This window comes from Pseudomonas simiae, from assembly GCF_900111895.1.
In the GTDB taxonomy this organism is placed as follows: Bacteria; Pseudomonadota; Gammaproteobacteria; order Pseudomonadales; family Pseudomonadaceae; genus Aquipseudomonas; species Aquipseudomonas simiae.
In genome coordinates, this window is record NZ_FOKB01000002.1 from 709,510 (window position 1) to 726,000 (window position 16,491).

The 16,491-nt window shown below is 59.1% G+C and carries 15 protein-coding genes; 3 read left to right on the forward strand and 12 right to left on the reverse strand.

Annotation, left to right across the window (positions count from 1 at the left end; all coding sequences use genetic code 11):
- Positions 1-70: 70 nt before the first annotated feature.
- Complete coding sequence (locus tag BMZ57_RS09230; RefSeq protein WP_021492390.1) at positions 71-979, forward strand: LysR family transcriptional regulator; 909 nt, start codon at positions 71-73, stop codon at positions 977-979.
- Here BMZ57_RS09230 and BMZ57_RS09235 read toward each other — a convergent pair.
- From BMZ57_RS09235 to BMZ57_RS09275, 9 genes are all read right to left on the reverse strand, one after another.
- Positions 976-1,461, reverse strand: coding sequence for a DoxX family protein (locus BMZ57_RS09235; RefSeq protein WP_010212370.1), 486 nt, complete (start codon positions 1,459-1,461; stop codon positions 976-978). The genes BMZ57_RS09230 and BMZ57_RS09235 overlap by 4 nt on opposite strands.
- The gene (locus BMZ57_RS09240; RefSeq protein ID WP_069672334.1) at positions 1,458-2,234 is read right to left on the reverse strand and encodes an HvfC/BufC N-terminal domain-containing protein; all 777 of its coding nucleotides are present in this window, start codon (positions 2,232-2,234) and stop codon (positions 1,458-1,460) included. Before BMZ57_RS09240 ends, BMZ57_RS09235 begins: the two co-directional genes overlap by 4 nt.
- Positions 2,231-3,109, reverse strand: coding sequence for an MNIO family bufferin maturase (gene bufB / locus BMZ57_RS09245; RefSeq protein ID WP_069672333.1), 879 nt, complete (start codon positions 3,107-3,109; stop codon positions 2,231-2,233). The genes BMZ57_RS09240 and bufB overlap by 4 nt, the downstream gene beginning before the upstream one ends.
- 23 nt (positions 3,110-3,132) lie before the next feature.
- Complete coding sequence (locus tag BMZ57_RS09250) at positions 3,133-3,429, reverse strand: BufA1 family periplasmic bufferin-type metallophore (protein ID WP_069672332.1); 297 nt, start codon at positions 3,427-3,429, stop codon at positions 3,133-3,135.
- Between the two features lie 260 nt (positions 3,430-3,689).
- The gene (locus BMZ57_RS09255; RefSeq protein WP_010212366.1) at positions 3,690-4,391 is read right to left on the reverse strand and encodes an ABC transporter ATP-binding protein; all 702 of its coding nucleotides are present in this window, start codon (positions 4,389-4,391) and stop codon (positions 3,690-3,692) included.
- Between the two features lies 1 nt (position 4,392).
- Positions 4,393-5,160: a high-affinity branched-chain amino acid ABC transporter ATP-binding protein LivG gene (gene livG / locus BMZ57_RS09260; RefSeq protein ID WP_010212365.1), complete on the reverse strand. Its 768-nt coding sequence runs from the start codon at positions 5,158-5,160 to the stop codon at positions 4,393-4,395.
- Positions 5,157-6,410: a high-affinity branched-chain amino acid ABC transporter permease LivM gene (locus BMZ57_RS09265; protein WP_010212364.1), complete on the reverse strand. Its 1,254-nt coding sequence runs from the start codon at positions 6,408-6,410 to the stop codon at positions 5,157-5,159. The genes livG and BMZ57_RS09265 overlap by 4 nt, the downstream gene beginning before the upstream one ends.
- Positions 6,407-7,330, reverse strand: coding sequence for a high-affinity branched-chain amino acid ABC transporter permease LivH (gene livH, locus BMZ57_RS09270; protein ID WP_003172375.1), 924 nt, complete (start codon positions 7,328-7,330; stop codon positions 6,407-6,409). The genes BMZ57_RS09265 and livH overlap by 4 nt, the downstream gene beginning before the upstream one ends.
- 229 nt (positions 7,331-7,559) lie before the next feature.
- Positions 7,560-8,687 (reverse strand): branched-chain amino acid ABC transporter substrate-binding protein, encoded by a 1,128-nt coding sequence (locus BMZ57_RS09275; protein ID WP_010212361.1) that lies wholly within the window; start codon positions 8,685-8,687, stop codon positions 7,560-7,562.
- A gap of 341 nt (positions 8,688-9,028) precedes the next feature.
- Here BMZ57_RS09275 and BMZ57_RS09280 point away from each other — a divergent pair, with 341 nt between their 5' ends.
- Positions 9,029-9,331: a DUF2288 domain-containing protein gene (locus tag BMZ57_RS09280; RefSeq protein WP_010212359.1), complete on the forward strand. Its 303-nt coding sequence runs from the start codon at positions 9,029-9,031 to the stop codon at positions 9,329-9,331.
- Positions 9,332-9,640: 309 nt separating this feature from the next.
- Here the strand turns inward: BMZ57_RS09280 and BMZ57_RS09285 are convergent, their stop codons facing one another.
- The 3 genes from BMZ57_RS09285 to BMZ57_RS09295 form a co-directional block, all read right to left on the reverse strand.
- Positions 9,641-11,818 (reverse strand): hypothetical protein, encoded by a 2,178-nt coding sequence (locus tag BMZ57_RS09285; RefSeq protein WP_069672331.1) that lies wholly within the window; start codon positions 11,816-11,818, stop codon positions 9,641-9,643.
- Positions 11,819-12,022: 204 nt separating this feature from the next.
- Entirely contained in the window at positions 12,023-14,287 is a 2,265-nt protein-coding gene (locus BMZ57_RS09290) for a putative bifunctional diguanylate cyclase/phosphodiesterase (RefSeq protein ID WP_069672330.1), read from the reverse strand.
- A 140-nt stretch (positions 14,288-14,427) separates the two neighbouring features.
- On the reverse strand, positions 14,428-14,793 hold the full coding sequence (locus tag BMZ57_RS09295) for a YkgJ family cysteine cluster protein (RefSeq protein ID WP_021492384.1): 366 nt from the start codon (positions 14,791-14,793) through the stop codon (positions 14,428-14,430).
- 251 nt (positions 14,794-15,044) lie between these two features.
- Between BMZ57_RS09295 and BMZ57_RS09305 the strand changes: the two genes are divergently transcribed.
- Positions 15,045-16,391, forward strand: a complete 1,347-nt coding sequence (locus tag BMZ57_RS09305; RefSeq protein ID WP_010212352.1) for a spinster family MFS transporter — start codon at positions 15,045-15,047, stop codon at positions 16,389-16,391.
- Positions 16,392-16,491 lie beyond the last annotated feature (100 nt).

Consider the following 16,491-nt stretch of genomic DNA (forward strand, 5'->3'; position numbering starts at 1 on the left):
GTCTAGAGTGGCTTTTTTGGCGAATAAACGTGCTAATAGGCAACCTTTGGTTTTCAAATGGAAACAATCCGTGAGTGACATGGATGACCTGGCCGCGTTTGCGGTGCTGATCGAAGCCGGTAGTTTTACCGTGGCCGCCGAGCAATTGGGCTGCAGCAAAGGGCAGTTGTCCAAGCGGATCAGCCAGTTGGAAGCGCGGTTTTCCGTGGTATTGCTGCACCGCACCACCCGCAAGCTTAGCCTGACCGCGGCCGGCGCAGCGTTGCTGCCCCAGGCCCAGGCATTGGTGGTGCAGGTGGATCGTGCCCGACAGGCGTTGGCCCGGCTCAAGGATGATCTGGCTGGGCCGGTACGCATGACGGTGCCGGTGTCGCTGGGCGAGACCTTCTTCGACGGATTGTTGCTGGAGTTTTCCAAGCAGTACCCGCAGGTACAGATCGAGCTGGAGCTCAACAACAGCTACCGCGACCTGGCGCGGGATGGCTTTGACCTGGGGGTACGCTTAGGCGCGATCGAGAATGAGCGCCTGGTGGCCAAGCCGTTGTTGGCCTGGCATGAGATGACCTGCGCCAGCCCAGCCTACCTTGAGGAGCATGGCGAGCCGCAGACCCCGTCCGACCTGGCCGCGCACACCTGCCTGCTCAACAGCCATTACAGCGGGCGTGAAGAGTGGCTGTATCACCAGCAGCACGAATTGCTGCGGGTGCGGGTCAGCGGCACATTCGCCTCCAACCACTACAACCTGTTGAAAAAGGCCGCATTGGTGGGCGCCGGTATTGCGCGGCTGCCGTCCTACGTTCTCCCCGCGGAATTAGCGGACGGCCGTTTGCGCTGGCTCCTGCGCGATTATCAGACGCGGAGCATGCCGATGTACCTGGTGCATCCCTATCAGGGCGGTTTGCCGCGCCGCACCCAGGTGTTAGCCGATTATCTGGTGGGTTGGTTCAAGCGCAGCGGCGAGGCCCTGGATCGGCTTTAAGCATAGCGACGGGCGATCAGGTGATCGATGGACAGACGTCCCGGCCCTTTGGCCACCAGCAACAATAGCAGCGCGATCCAGGTCCCGTGGGTCGGGTAGGCGTCCGGGTAGACGAACAGCTGAATCACCAGGGTCATGCCGATCAGGGCCAAGGCCGAGAAGCGTGTGGCAAAGCCCACCAGGATCAATACCGGGAAAAAGTGCTCGGCAAATGCGGCCATAGGCGCTGCGACTTCGGGCGATAACAGGGGCACGTGGTATTCGCTGCGAAACAACGGCAACGTTGAGGCTGCCAGTTTGGGTTCACCCAGTTGGAAGGTGCCGCTGATCAAATCAATCGCGAAGCCTTCGACTTTGGTTTGCCCGGATTTCCAGAACACCGCGGCAATGGAAAAACGTGCGAGAAAGGCGATCAGGCTGTAGGGGATCTGCTCGAAAAGCGCGATGACCCGATTGATCAGGTACGACGGACGAGTATTCATGGCGATACCTTTTGTTCTGGATACAAATGAGTGATGGCGTTGTGGCTGATCAGCAGCGTCAGGCATTGGTGCAGGTCGAACTCGACTGACACTTCAAGCGCCTGCTCCACGGCTATTTCCAAGGGCGTGCCATGGGCCAGGCTGTCGATAAACGTGGCTGAACCGTGGTCGATAGCAAAGACCTGGACCTTCAGGCCCTGACGCATGACCAGCGCACCCTGGGCGTGCCAGGGATTCAGGGTGGCCAGGCCACCTTCGAGCTGGTGTGCGGCCAAGATGGCTACCACCGCATAAGTTGAATTCAATGTGGCAAGGGAGGGGTGCAGTTGCAGGCGCAATTTCCCCAGGGCTGACTGGCCTTGCAGTGCTTGGAGAACCGCCTGCTGTTCCAGCGGCTGGGTATCTGCTGCGTGGTAGGCACGCACGCGCAAGCGTTCCAGGCGTGCGACATCGGCCAGGTAGGGCACGCTGGCGGCAGGCTCGAAGTCCTGGATAAACGCCGCGAACGCACTGCCGTACTCGCTGATCAACGGGCTGGTGGGTGGGCAAGCCTGCACAAACAGGCCGGCCATTGCGCGGAAAAATTCCTCGCCCACCAGTTGTAATGTCACCGGGTAAGCCGTTGCCAGTGCGTTGATCAACGCGCTGTGCACGTTGTTGCGATACACCACAAAGCGGCTGGCAGGGTCGGCGCCATTGCTGCTGAACAGGCCATCGGGGCAGGCCAGATCCGGCGCCAACAAGGCCTCTGCGAACTCGTCATGCAGGCTCATGGGGTCACCTGCGACAGATGCCATTCGGCCTGTTGAGCCTCGGCCAGCAGTGCGCCGAATGCTGGCACCTGGTTATCCCGCTCGATCAGGGTCGCAACCGAGCCGACGTGTGCCAGTACTTTTTCGTACAGCTGCCACACGGCGTTATCGATTGGGGCGCCGTGATCATCGATCAGCAAGCGATCACCGAGGCTGTCAGTGTCTTCGGCAAAACCGGCCAGATGAATTTCGCCGACGGCCTGCAGCGGCAGGGCATCGATGTAGTCGAGTGGATCGCGCTGATGGTTGATGCACGACACATAGACGTTGTTGACGTCCAGCAGCAAACCACAGCCGGTGCGGCGGATGATTTCGCTGATGAAGTCGGTCTCGTCCAGGGTCGAGCGCTGGAATTGCAGATAAGTCGACGGGTTTTCCAGCAGCATTGGGCGCTTCAAGGTGCTCTGTACCTGGTCAATGTGTTCGCACACCCGTTGCAGGGTCGCGCTGTCGTAGGCCAGGGGCAGCAGGTCATTGAGGAACACCGGGCCATGGCTCGACCAGGCCAGGTGTTCGGAAAAAGACTGGGGTTGATAGCGATCGATCAGCGTGGCCAACCGTGCCAGGTGCTCACGGTCCAGCGGGTGTTCGCCGCCAATGGACAGGCCCACACCGTGCAAGGACAACGGGTACTGTTCGCGGATCAACCCCAGGTAATGATGAAACGGGCCGCCGGCCACCATGTAGTTTTCGGCGTGCACTTCAAAAAAACCGATGTCGGGTGAGGTCTCCAGCACTTCAAGGAAATGCTCATGCTTGAGCCCCAGCCCGGCCCGGCGGGGGAGGCCGGGCGCCTGAGCCTGGGAGATGGCGTGCAGGGATGAAAGAGTCATCATCAGTACTCAGGTTTTGCGAGGGATCAGGACTTGGCAGTGAAGGCCGCTTCCTGGCCGAAACCGGTCGGCGAGGTGGAGCTTGGGGTCTTGAGGCAGGTGCCGGCCGGGACCAGTTTCCAGGCGTTGGGCTGGTCTTTGGTTTTCGAGGTGCCGGCGCAGGAAGTGCCAGCACCCGCGGCGCAATCGTTCTTGCCGGCTTCGGCGACGCCAAAGCATTTCTGCATGTCGTCGGCAGCGTGGGCGGTGGTGGCCAGGGTGGACAGGCTCAGGGCGGAACCGAGGGCCAGGACGAGGGTGGCGGCGGACAGTTTGGTAGTCATGGTGCATCTCCAGCAGTGGGTTGAATTGGCGGGCTTGAGTGCCTGCTTGCACCACTAGAGGCGGGAAGGTGAGATTCGTTACACATCGCTTGAAAATAATTTCAAACAATGAAAGTTTCAGGGATCACACAAAGCAAAATGTGGGAGCGGTCTTGCTCGCGAATGCGGTGTTTCAGTCACTGAATGTGCTGACTGATCCACTTTATTCGCGAGCAAGCCCGCTCCCACATTTTTGATCGGGTTCCTACAGCAACCGTCTCTTAACCGCCCAGGTACGCCTCGCGCACCTTGGGATCGGTCAGCAACTGCTCGCCAGTCCCTTGCATCACCACCCGGCCGTTTTCCAGCACATAGGCGCGGTCAGCGATCTTCAAGGCCTGGTTGGCATTCTGTTCCACCAGGAACACCGTCACACCGTCCTTGCGCAGTTGTTCGATGATGTCGAAGATCTGCTGGATGATGATCGGCGCCAGGCCCAGTGAAGGTTCGTCCAGCAGCAACAGCTTGGGCTTGCTCATCAGCGCACGGCCGATGGCGAGCATTTGCTGCTCACCGCCGGACATGGTGCCGCCGCGTTGACTGAAGCGTTCCTTGAGCCTCGGGAACAGGTGCAACACCTTGTCCATCTGCTCCTGGTAGTCGCCCTTGTCGGTGAAGAACCCGCCCATGGCCAGGTTCTCTTCCACGGTCAGGCGCGAGAACACGCGACGGCCTTCCGGCACCACCGCAATGCTCTTTCGCATGATCTGCGACGACTGCTGGCCCACCAGTTCTTCGCCCATGTAGCGAATGCTGCCGCTGTGGGCTTGCGGCGAACCGCACAGGGTCATCAGCAAGGTCGATTTGCCGGCACCGTTGGCGCCGATCAGCGTGACGATCTCGCCTTGGCGCACTTCCACGTTGACGCTGTGCAGGGCCTGGATCTTGCCGTAGAAAGTGGAAACGTTTTCGAATTGCAGCATTTTACGCTTCCCCCAAATAGGCTTTGATCACTTCAGGATTGTCGCGGATCTGCTCCGGCGTGCCGTTGGCCAAAGGTGTGCCCTGGTTGATCACCACGATGTGGTCGGAAATGCTCATGACCAGTTTCATGTCGTGTTCGATCAACAGCACGGTGGCGTTGTTTTCCTCACGCAACACGCTGATCAGGGCCTTGAGGTCTTCGGTTTCCTTGGGGTTCAGGCCGGCCGCGGGTTCGTCGAGCATGAGGATCCGCGGACGGGTCATCATGCAACGGGCGATTTCCAGGCGACGTTGCTGCCCATAGGCCAGGGTGCCGGCGGGGCGGTTGGCGAACTCGGTGAGGTTGACCTTGTCCAGCCAGTACTCCGCATATTCCATGGCCTCGCGCTCGCTCTTGCGGAACGCCGGGGTCTTGAACAAGCCTGCGAAGAAATTGGTGTTCAGGTGGCGGTGCTGGGCGATCAGCAGGTTTTCGACCGCCGTCATGTCCTTGAACAACCGCACGTTCTGGAAGGTCCGCACCACGCCTTTGCGGGCGATCTCGTGACCGGCCAGGCCCTGGATCGGTTGGCCGTCCAGCAGGATGCTGCCACCGCTCGGCTTGTAGAAACCGGTGAGGCAGTTGAACACCGTGGTCTTGCCGGCGCCGTTGGGGCCGATCAGCGCGACGACTTGTTTTTCTTTGACGGTCAGGGCTACGCCGTTGACCGCTAGCAAACCGCCGAAGCGCATGCTCAGATTTTCGACTTTCAGGATCTCGCGGCTCATTTGCGCAGCTCCATGTGTGGACGTTGCATGGGCAGCAGGCCTTGAGGACGCCAGATCATCATCAGCACCATCATGGCGCCGAACATCAACATGCGGTATTCGCTGAACTCACGCATCATTTCCGGCAGCAGGATCATCACGATCGCCGCCAGGATCACGCCCAGTTGCGAGCCCATGCCACCCAATACCACGATGGCGAGGATGATCGCCGACTCGATGAAGGTGAACGACTCCGGGGTCACCAGGCCTTGGCGAGCGGCGAAGAAGCTGCCGGCGAAACCGGCGAACGCAGCCCCCAGGGTGAACGCGGAGAGTTTGATGATGGTCGGGTTCAGGCCCAGTGCGCGGCAGGCGATCTCATCTTCGCGCAACGCTTCCCACGCGCGGCCGATCGGCATGCGCAGCAGGCGGTTGATCACGAACAAGGCGGCCAATGCCAGTAACAGCGCCACCAGGTACAGGAACACCACTTTGCTCACGGGGTTGTAGTCGATCCCGAAGTATTCGTGGAAGGTCTGCATGCCTTCAGCGGCGGTACGGTCGAACGACAGCCCGAAGAACGTCGGCTTGGGGATGCTGCTGATACCGTTGGGGCCGCCGGTGATGTCGGTGAGGTTACGCAGGAACAGACGGATGATTTCACCGAAGCCCAGGGTCACGATCGCCAGGTAGTCACCGCGCAGGCGCAGTACCGGGAAGCCCAGCAGGAAGCCGAACGTGGCCGCCGCCATGCCCGCCAATGGCAGGCAGATCCAGAAACTCCAGCCTAGGTAATGCGAGAGCAGTGCGTAGGTGTAGGCACCCACGGCATAGAAGCCCACGTAACCCAGATCGAGCAGGCCGGCCAGGCCGACCACGATGTTCAGGCCAAGGCCCAGCAACACGTAGATCAGGATCAGGGTGGCGATATCGACCGCGCCGCGCGAGCCGAAGAACGGCCAAATGAGTGCGGCGATGATCAGGGCAATGATGATGTAGCGCTGCGTGCGTGGCAGGGTCAGGAATTGGCTGACCTTGGGCGACACCAACGGACCACGGTTGCTCTTGAACAGGGCACCGACCTGCTGGGTGAACAGCACGCGCAGGAACATCAGCACCGAGCAGAGGGCAATGATGGTCAGGGTCACGGGACCGGTGCCATGCACTTCCAGATTGATGCCGACAATGCTCAGCTTGAGACCGAGTACCGGAAAGGCCACGGCCCATACCAGCAAGGCGCTGAAGAACGCCGATTTAAGATATCTGCTCATACTTTCTCAACCTCCGGACGGCCCAGGATGCCGGTCGGACGGAACAACAGCACCAGAACCAACAGGCCGAACGCCACGACGTCCTTGTACTGGTCGCCGAAGATATCGGCGCCAAAGGCTTCGGCCACACCCAGCACCAGGCCACCGAGCATCGCGCCCGGAATACTGCCGATGCCGCCCAATACCGCCGCGGTAAAGGCCTTGAGGCCTACCAGGAAACCGGCATTAGGGTTGATCACGCCGTACTGCATGCTCAGCAGCACCGCTGCAACGGCGGCCAGCGCGGCGCCGATCACGAAGGTCAGGGCGATGATGTTGTTGGTGTTGATGCCCAGCAGGTTGGCCATCTTGATGTCTTCGGCGCAGGCCCGACAGGCGCGCCCCAGACGGGAGCGGGAGATGAACAGGGTCAGGCCCAGCATCGCCACTAGGGTGACGACGAAAACCAGGATCTGCATGTAGGAAATCAGGACTTCTTCCGCACCACCCGGACCGAAGGAGAAGCTCCCCGGGATCAGGTTGGGAATGGACTTGTCCTTGGAATCCTGGGACAGCAATACGGTGTTCTGTAGGAAAATCGACATGCCAATGGCGGAAATCAGCGGGATCAAACGGTTGCTGCCACGCAAGGGGCGATAGGCAACGCGCTCGATACTGTAGCCATAGGCACTGGTTACGACGATCGACGCAAGGAACGCAGCGGTCATCAACAGCGGCAGGGAGTGGATACCCATCATGGCCAACCCGGCAAGGGCGATAAAGGCCACGTAGGAACCAATCATGTAGACCTCGCCATGGGCGAAGTTGATCATTCCAATGATGCCGTAAACCATTGTGTAGCCAATGGCTATCAAGGCATAGGTGCTGCCAATGGTCAGGCCATTAACCAGCTGTTGGAAAAAATGATAGATCTCAGGCATTACAGCGCTCCTAAAAACCCGATACGCATTTCACTGGTGGAGTCATGTTCCGGCCCCGTGCTGTGTTCTGTGAGCACATTTGCACAAAGCGTTTGCCAGCGAACCGCTGGTGACGGTTTTAAGATTTTCAGGTGAGCCAGCGCCCGGATCGCGGGTGTCAGGCCCATAAACCTCGTAAAACAAAGCCCACTGCTCTCACAGTGGGCTTGTTGGACCAGTAATGCCTGGCTTACTGAGGGGAAACTTCGGTTTTTGGTTTACCGAAGTGCCATTCGTAGACCACGAACTTGAAGTCCTTCAGGTCGCCCTTGGCGTCGAAGCTCAGGTCGCCGGTAGGGGTCTTGAAGGTGCCCGCGTGGATGGCTTCGGCCACCTTGGCGGTGTCTTCGCTCTTCGCAGCCTTGATACCGCCGGCGATCACTTCAATGGCCGAGTAGGCTGGGAACACGAATGGACCGGTTGGGTCCTGCTTGTTCTTGGCGAACTCTTCAACGATGGCTTTGTTGGCCGGGTCGGTGTCGAAGGATTTAGGCAGGGTCACCAGCAGGCCTTCGGAAGCGCCCTGGGCGATTTGCGAGATGGAGTCGTTGCCGACGCCTTCTGGCCCCATGAACTTGGCGTTCAGGCCTTTTTCCTTGGCTTGGCGCAGGATCAGGCCCAGCTCTGGGTGGTAGCCGCCGTAGTAGACGAAGTCGACGTTGGCTTGCTTGAGTTTCTGGATGATCGAGGAGAAGTCTTTGTCGCCGGCGTTCAGGCCTTCGAAGACGGCAACCTTGGTGCCTTTCTTCTCGAGGGTCTGTTTGACGGCGGTGGCGATGCCTTCACCGTATTGCTGCTTGTCGTGCAGTACGGCCACGATCTTCGGCTTCACGTGGTCGGCGATGTAGTTGCCGGCGGCTGGGCCTTGAGCGCTGTCCAGGCCGATGGTGCGGAAGATCAGCTTGTAGCCACGCGCGGTGATTTCCGGGCTGGTGGCAGCCGGGGTAATCATGATCACGCCTTCATCTTCATAGATGTCGGAGGCAGGTTGAGTGGAGCTGGAGCAGAGGTGACCGACCACGAACTTGACGCCGTCGTTGACCACTTTGTTGGCGACGGCAACGGCTTGTTTAGGATCGCAAGCGTCGTCGTATTCCTTGGCTTCAAGCATTTTTCCGTCGACGCCGCCTTTGGCGTTGATGTCGGCGATGGCTTGCTTGGCACCCATGAATTGCATGTCGCCGTATTGCGTCACTGGACCGGTCTTAGGACCTGCGATACCGATCTTGATGGTGTCGGCTGCGAACGAATGGCCGGCAACCCCAGCCAGGACCATAGCGGCAAACAGTTTGGAAATCTGCTTAGTAGCCTTATTCATAGTGCTCCACTCTTACTGTTGTATTTTTTATAGTTCTAGCGGCCTTGTGAGCTGCAGAACCGGATCAGATATCTCGGATATCCCCCCGGCAGTGCCCTGGCAACTGTACCGGTACAGTGTAGAGCGCCGGTTGATCGCTTGAAAAGCTGGCTGCTGGGGGCAAAACCCGGGTATGTCGCTTAAATGAAAGAAAAAGACAGAATTGCGGCGGGGTTATGCCGGAGTTTCAGGCAATCCTTGGCTTTCCTGACACTTTCTATCGGTGACTCATTTGCAACTGGGTTTTTCTGCTTGAGGTGTGACGCTATGATTGCGCCGATTTTTTCCCAAGGTGAACTCCCATGACGCAAGAACCTAGCACCCTCTATGCCAAGCTGCTCGGTGAAACCGCCGAAATATCCTGGAAGGAGCTTGAGCCGTTCTTTGCCAAGGGTGCCCTATTGTGGGTCGACGCCGGCCTGGATTTGATCGAGGCCGCCGAAGGCATGGCCGAAGATAATCGCGACAAAGTCGCTGCCTGGCTGGCTGCCGGGAGCCTTGGCGAAGTGTCTGCGACGCGGGCATTGGACCTGGTTGAGCGTGATCCGAGCCTGTGGGCGGTGGTGGTATCGCCGTGGATTCTGATCCAGGAAAGGGCAGTGTAAGAAAAGATTGCACGAAAAAGGTGCGTGGTTTTTGCTGTCTTAAGTGTGTAGCGGAGTAACTGCTGACGCCGTGATGGCACGTTGCCGTAGAGAAAGGTCACAGGTGAGGGTGACGTGCACGTCATGGGAACAGTTAGGGCGCTGGCCGAATCGCTGCGCAATTGTTTCCAGGTGTGCCAGGACTGAAGGTATCTGTTGTCTGGACTGCCGCATTCGCGAGCAAGCCCGCTCCCAAATGCGACCGCATTTGTGCAGGATGCACACGGTCAACTGTGGGAGCGGGCTTGCTCGCGAAGAGGGCAACGCGGCCTAGGCGGTTTTCCCGGTATGGTTATTCAACGAAATAACCTTGGTCTTGCCAATCCGGTGACGGTAAATCTCGCGCAGGTACTTGATCGCCTTCTTCACGCAATCCCGTGACAGGCGGATGTCATTGATCGACACAAACTTCTCTTTGTCGTTGATCAACTCGCGGTACTTCTTCTCATACATCGGTTTGATCGCGTACCAGTTGGTATCGAGGATCTTCGCCGGGTTTTCGAACTCGTTGAGCAGCTCGTCGATACGGTCTTCGTCGAAGTCCTCGTGGATGATGAAGTCCAGGATCGAATTGTCCAGCGTGTCATCGAAGCGGTACGGGTTGCGCGCAAAGCAACGTTTGATGAATGCCACGATCAGCGTAAGAAAGTCGTCCGACAGGCACGGGCTCTTGGCGATCAGGGTGGTCAGCGACAAGTTGGCCGAAGCACCGATCACCAGGGCATAGCGCTTGAGGGTGGTATTGGGGAACAGGCTGTTGAGGTGGGTCTTGAGCCGGTTCAGGTCCATGTAGGACAGCTTGTAGTCCTTGGGCAATGAAACGATCGACACCACCGACGAACAGTTTTTGAAGAAGTGCAGGTCGTGCAACGCGGCCGCGTCGTAGCCCGAATTCTTGTACTGCTCCAGCGACGCCTTGTAGCGCTTGGACTCGATCGGCAGCAGGCTGATGCCTTCGATGGCTTGGGTGACCTTGTTGAAGTGCGGCAGGTCGATGGAGCGGAAGAACAGGTCGTCGATGTTCAGGCGCTGCGGCTCTTTGTCGAATACCTTGAACTTGTCGCTCGACGGCGCCGGGGTTTCCGGGACGACGGATTCGGCATAGGCAATCGCCACCGGGCCGGCCAGGCTCATGAACAGGTCGTTGGCATCCAGGCGAATGGTTTCGCCGATGTCGATACCGGCACGACGGAAGTAGTTCTGGTCGTAGTCGGTGGTCACGGCCTGGGCCGTGAGGATGTTGAAGATCTGCTGGGAAATGTACTGGTTGGCGTGTTTTTCCATCGCATTGACGTCAATGTTCTGGATATTGCCGTCATCGCTTTCTTCGGCATAACGCATGATGTCGTTGGAGATCAGCATCATCGCGTTCCACGGCCGGATACGCCCCTTCACGCTGGCTTCGCTGCTGTCTTCGTTGGCAAAGTTGTACGAGAAATCCCATTCTTCCGACAGGTATTTGCACAGCAGTCGCCCGGCGTTGATGTGCAGCGCCTCGGACATTTCACTGCGGTGGTCGGAAATATTCGGCAGCACGCAGATGCCGCTGGTGAAGATCGGCTCGAACACAAAGGCATGGCCGCTTTTGCTGTCGTGCTCGTCGGCGGGCTTGGTGTCGAACGTTTTGTTCATGTACGAGTGCTGCTGGGCCAGGCCGAATTCGGAGGCCATGCCCGAACCGGTGCCGCCGCCGGCGCTGAAGATCGAGAAGTACAGGCGCGACTGGTTGGCTTTGATGCCGCAAGAGTCGATCAGGTACGAGTGGATCATCTTCCAATCGGGGCTGGAAAAGCGCTGGGTGTCTTTGTTGAGGATGATCTTGGCCAGGTACTGGCCGAGGATCGGCGCGTTACCGGCACCACCGGCATGGACCTCCGACAAGTCCATGATCTTCATTTTGCTGTAGTCGCGCAGGAAGCCGCTTTTTTCGCCCTTGCGCGAGAAACGGATGCGCCCGGCGATGTCCTTGTCCAGGTCGCCGAGCATGACCAGCGGCTCCACCAGGAACACGGGTTTGCTGGCCTTGGCGCCGCCCAGGCGCAGATTGTTGCGGATCCACTGGGCCGGGCTGTAGCCCTTGTCCTGCGATTTGTCTTCGTTACTGAATTCGTTCAGGTAGAACTTGCGCGCGTTGTACACCAACTCCGCCACGTCCAGTGCGATGTTCGAACCGCAGCGGCCCAGGCCGATCAGGCATACCGAGGGAAATTCCTGCTCGTTGCGCGGGTCGGTGTCGCCTTCCAAGTGGGGCGGGCGCGGGAACACCATGTCGCGCAGGCCGTCGAGGTTGTCGAGAATGCGGTCGGTATTGGTTTCGGTGAAGTACAGGTATTGCTGGGTGGCCGACGGGCGGGTGGTGCTCAATGACGTTGAACCTGAGGGTTTGTCCGCAGGCGCTGGGGGCAACACGTCGGATACCAGGGTGGCAGAGTTATTTTTAGAGGTCATTGTGCGCCATGTGCCTGGGCGGACGGCTAAAGAGTATCAAGTAGCCATCACGGAGTGGGAGTTCGCGACTTTACTGCGCGTCCTTGTCCTGGGCGAGTGGGCTAAACCCTAGTGTTTTCAGGGAAAACCTGGCCGGACTCTGATGAATCGGCCGTTTGTCGGGGTTCTTTAGGCAAATGATGGCTAAATGCCAAGGATTCGACGTCAACGAATTGGCCTGACGATCGACGTGGAGCTGCCACGGTTTGGGGAGGGGTCTTTCGTCGAACTGCTGTCCTTGCTGCCCACCCCTCTGTGCGCAGGGAGAGGGTTGCGCTGGTTGATGCCCTGCATCACGCCGATGATCTCACCGGCCGGCACCGCCGGACTTAGCAGGTAACCCTGCACGAAATCGCAGCCATGCTTGAGTAGCACCTCGAATTGGGCCTGGGTTTCCACGCCTTCGGTCACCACCTGCAAGTGCAGGGTGTGAGCCATTCCGATCACCGCCTGGACGATCTCGATATCGGCGGTGGACTTGGGAATGTCCTGGATAAACGAGCGGTCTATCTTCAGGGTGTTGAGTGGCAAGCGTTTGAGATAAGCGAGGGACGAGTAGCCCGTGCCGAAGTCGTCGATGGCCAGCGACACCCCCAGCGCGCGGATCTGCCGCAGCAACGCCAAGGTGCTGCTGATGTTGCCCATCAGTGCGTTTTCGGTGACTTCCAGCTCCAGGCGGTTGGCGCCGATCCCGCTGAAGCGCAACGCGTCTTCGATTTCATCCGCCAGCTCATCGCGCGCCAGGTTAAGGGCCGAGCAGTTCACTGACATGGTCAAGTCGGTGTAGCCGCGGTCAGCCAGCAGGCTCAGGTCATGACAGGCTTGGCGCAACACCCAGTGGTCCAGTTCGGCAATCAGGCCGTTGCTTTCGGCGATGCCGATAAAGCGGTCCGGGGCCAGCAAGCCGTGCTGTGGATGTTGCCAGCGCACTAGGGCTTCGAGCCGCGTGACCTTGCCCAATTTCATGTCGAAGATCGGTTGATAGAACAACACCAGTTGGTTATGGGTGCGCAGCGCTCCGCGTAATTCCTCTTCCAGTTGCAGTTCGAGGAAGGCGCGAGTTTTCAGGTTGGAACTGAAAAAGTTGAGATTGTTGCGCCCGGCATCCTTGGACTGGTACAGCGCCAGATCGGCGGTTTTCAGCAGTTCTTCGCAAGTCAGGCCGTCGTCGGGGAACAGGCTGATACCAATGCTAGTGGTCATCACCATGCGTCGGCCGGCCAATTCGATGGGCTCTTTCATCTGTTGCATGATGCGCTGGGCCAGGTGCCGGGCTTCGTCGCGGTGGTGAATGCTGATCAGGATGCAAAACTCATCGCCGCCAAACCGTGCGACCACATCCGCGTGGCTGCGCACCGAGCCCTTGATATGCCCGGCCAGCACGCTGAGTAACTGGTCGCCGGCGTCATGCCCGAGGCTGTCATTGATGCGCTTGAAGTGATCAATATCGAGGAATATCACGGCCATCATGCCGTTGGAGGCGGTTTTTTCGGCGAGCTTCTCCGCAAAAATCTGGTTGAACCCTCGGCGATTGAGCAGGCTGGTCAGGGCGTCGTAATGGGCTACTTGTTGCAGCGAGGCGCGAGCCTGGTCCAGTTCGCTGAGCAGTGCATTGACCCGGCGCAGGTCACGTTCCTTGTGCTGCAGTTTCTTGTCGGCCAGAGCGGCGCTGATGCTGCTGCCGATCACCAGCAGGGTGATGACGGCCACCGACAGGCCCAGTTGAATGGGGTTGTTATCCACTGCCAGTGAGAGGTCAGCGCCGGTGGGGACGATTAATTGCAGAGCGGCCATGCCCGTAAAATGCATGCTCAGGATCCCCGCGCCCAAGACCAGGCTGGCGGCGTATTTGAGCAGTTGATGGAACACGCCCGTGCCCGTGCGCAGGTAACTCGACAGCAACAACGCCGCGAGGCTGGCACCCATGGCAATGCCAACCGAGGCCAGGAACAGTCCCGAATCGAAATACATCTGGGCCTGGGAGCGCATGGCCGACATGCCAACGTAATGCATCAAGGCGATGCCGATGCCCATCCAGATGGATGCCAGCAAATACTGGTGAAAGCGCAGGTTGGAGTGACTGAGGGTTTGCATGGCGATCAACGACGCGATCAGTGCGATCAGCAAGGATGCGAACGTCATGAACAGTTCGTAATGGATCACAATCGGGGCCTGGAAGGCCAGCATGCTGATGAAATGGGTGGACCATATCCCGCCTGCCAGGCAACCGGCACCGAGCCAGCGCCAATGGCGCCGCGCGGTAGGGTCTTCGACATGGCCGACGCGTTCGGCCATGTCCAGTGTGCCAAAGCCCGCCGCACACGCAACCAGGTAGGCGAGCAACACCAGGAAGGGGTTATGACTGCAATTGAGTAATAAGTGCCCGCTCGCTGGAAGTTCGGTAAAAAAATGCAGACCCAGCCATTCCATAGCATGTCCCGTCATAGCGTCACGTCACTGCCTACGGCGATGACCAATGAGGACGAGTGTAGACGGCTAGGAGAATTCGCCAAGGAGTAATGGCACTTTGATTCTCTACGATTTTGGCATGCCACCCATAGCGTTTGATGCTAAGCGCTGATGGGCAGGTCCAGTTCGAACGGTGCTTCCAGAGGCGCCAGGCCAAACGCGGCGCGGGCTGCATCGCAATCGGCGTTGTGTTCGCCCCCATACCAGGAGGCCTCGAATTCGCGGCACACACTGGAGCGTTGTTCGTAAATCGTGCAGCGGGTGCCTTGGCCCACTTCTCCTTCAAGGCTGCAACAGCGCGCCGGCTTCTGGTCGGTGCCGATCATCGCCACGCGGGTGGGGTTGATCTGCACCACCAGGTCATCGGGCACCGTGCCCCCCGACGAGGCGCACTCTCCCCAAAAGAAAGACACACGAAAGTGTGAACAGCAGGCACCGCAATTCAGACACGGACTGGCTTCGGACATGGGCGTCATCGATAAGAAAAGTAGGGTTGGGGTGTTACGGAAGGCTCGCCATTCTATCCGGGCCATGGCCGTTGGGAAGGGGGGCAGGCACTTATATTTTTGTGGGCGAAGTCCCGTGCTGCCGGGCGAAATCATGCCCTATCAGCTTTACGAATCATTACAGACAACCGGGTGCTGTCTGACTATGTTGCAGGTACCGGGCAGGATGCATCGGGCATCGCAGCTCTCATAACAATAAAAGAGACGGACCCATGCAGAACTCGACCCAAGCGGCGAATGCCTGGCGCATTCTGCTCCTGCTGTTCCTCGCCAACCTGTTCAATTTCTTCGATCGCACGATTCCGGCGATCATCATCGAGCCAATCCGCATGGAATGGCACCTGAGCGACTTCCAGCTCGGCATCATCGGCACCGCCTTCACCATCGTCTACGCCATTGCCGGCTTGCCCCTCGGGCGCCTGGCCGATACCGGCTCGCGCAGCAAACTGATGGGCTGGGGCTTGTTCGCCTGGAGCGGGCTGACGGCGGTCAATGGCATGGTCGGCAGTTTCTGGACGTTTCTGTTGGTGCGCATGGGCATCGGCATTGGCGAAGCCAGCTATGCACCGGCGGCCAACTCGCTGATTGGCGACCTGTTTCCGGCGCACCGTCGCGCGCGGGCCATGGGCATTTTCATGCTGGGCCTGCCGTTGGGGCTGTTGCTGGCATTCTTTACCATCGGCTGGATGGTCAAGGCGTTCGACAGCTGGCGCGCACCGTTCTTTATTGCGGCGGTACCGGGCATGATCCTGGCGGTGTTCATGTTCTATATCAAGGAGCCCAAGCGCGGCGCCGCCGAAACCGTGCAGGTGTCCCAAGAACGCGTCGACCGCCCGATCCGCCGTGTGTTGGCGGTGCCGACCTTTCTGTGGCTGGTGCTGGCCGGGTTGTGCTTCAACTTTGCGACCTATGCCTGCAACTCGTTCCTGGTGCCGATGCTGCAGCGTTATTTCCTGATGCCGTTGCAGGAAGCCGCCGTCGCCACTGGCGTGATCGTCGGTTTGACCGGCCTGGTGGGCCTGACGTTGGGGGGCTGGGTCGCCGACAAGATCCATCAGCGGGTTGCCAATGGTCGGCTGTTGTTCGCCGCGTTCAGCCTGATTATCTCCACCGTGACCACCGCCTGGGCGTTGCACGCCGGGCGCATTGAGATTGGTGTGTTCGTGGCGCTGTTCAGCGTGGGCTGGTTGTTTGCCTATAACTTCTACACCTGCGTGTACACGGCGATTCAGGACGTGGTCGAACCGCGCCTGCGCGCCACGGCGATGGCGCTGTTTTTTGCCGGGTTGTACTTGTTGGGGGGTGGAATGGGGCCGATCGTGGTGGGCGGGCTCTCCGATCATTTTGCCCATTCGGCGATGTACGCAGCGGGGGCGGAGCAGATGACCGAAGCGTATAAAGCGGTGGGGTTGCATGACGCCATGTACCTGATCCCGGTGGCGCTGTTCTTGACCATGCTGTTTCTGTTCCAGGCGTCGCGCAGCTTTGTGCGCGATGCCAAGAAGATGAAGGAAGGATTGGGGGACGTGCAGGTGCCGGCTGCCGGGGTTCCCGCCTGAGATCGGGTTGACCCCTTCGCAGGCGAGCCAGCTCCCACATTGAACGGTTATCGACATGGCAACTCGGTCAACTGTGGGAGCTGGCTTGCTTGCGAAGAGG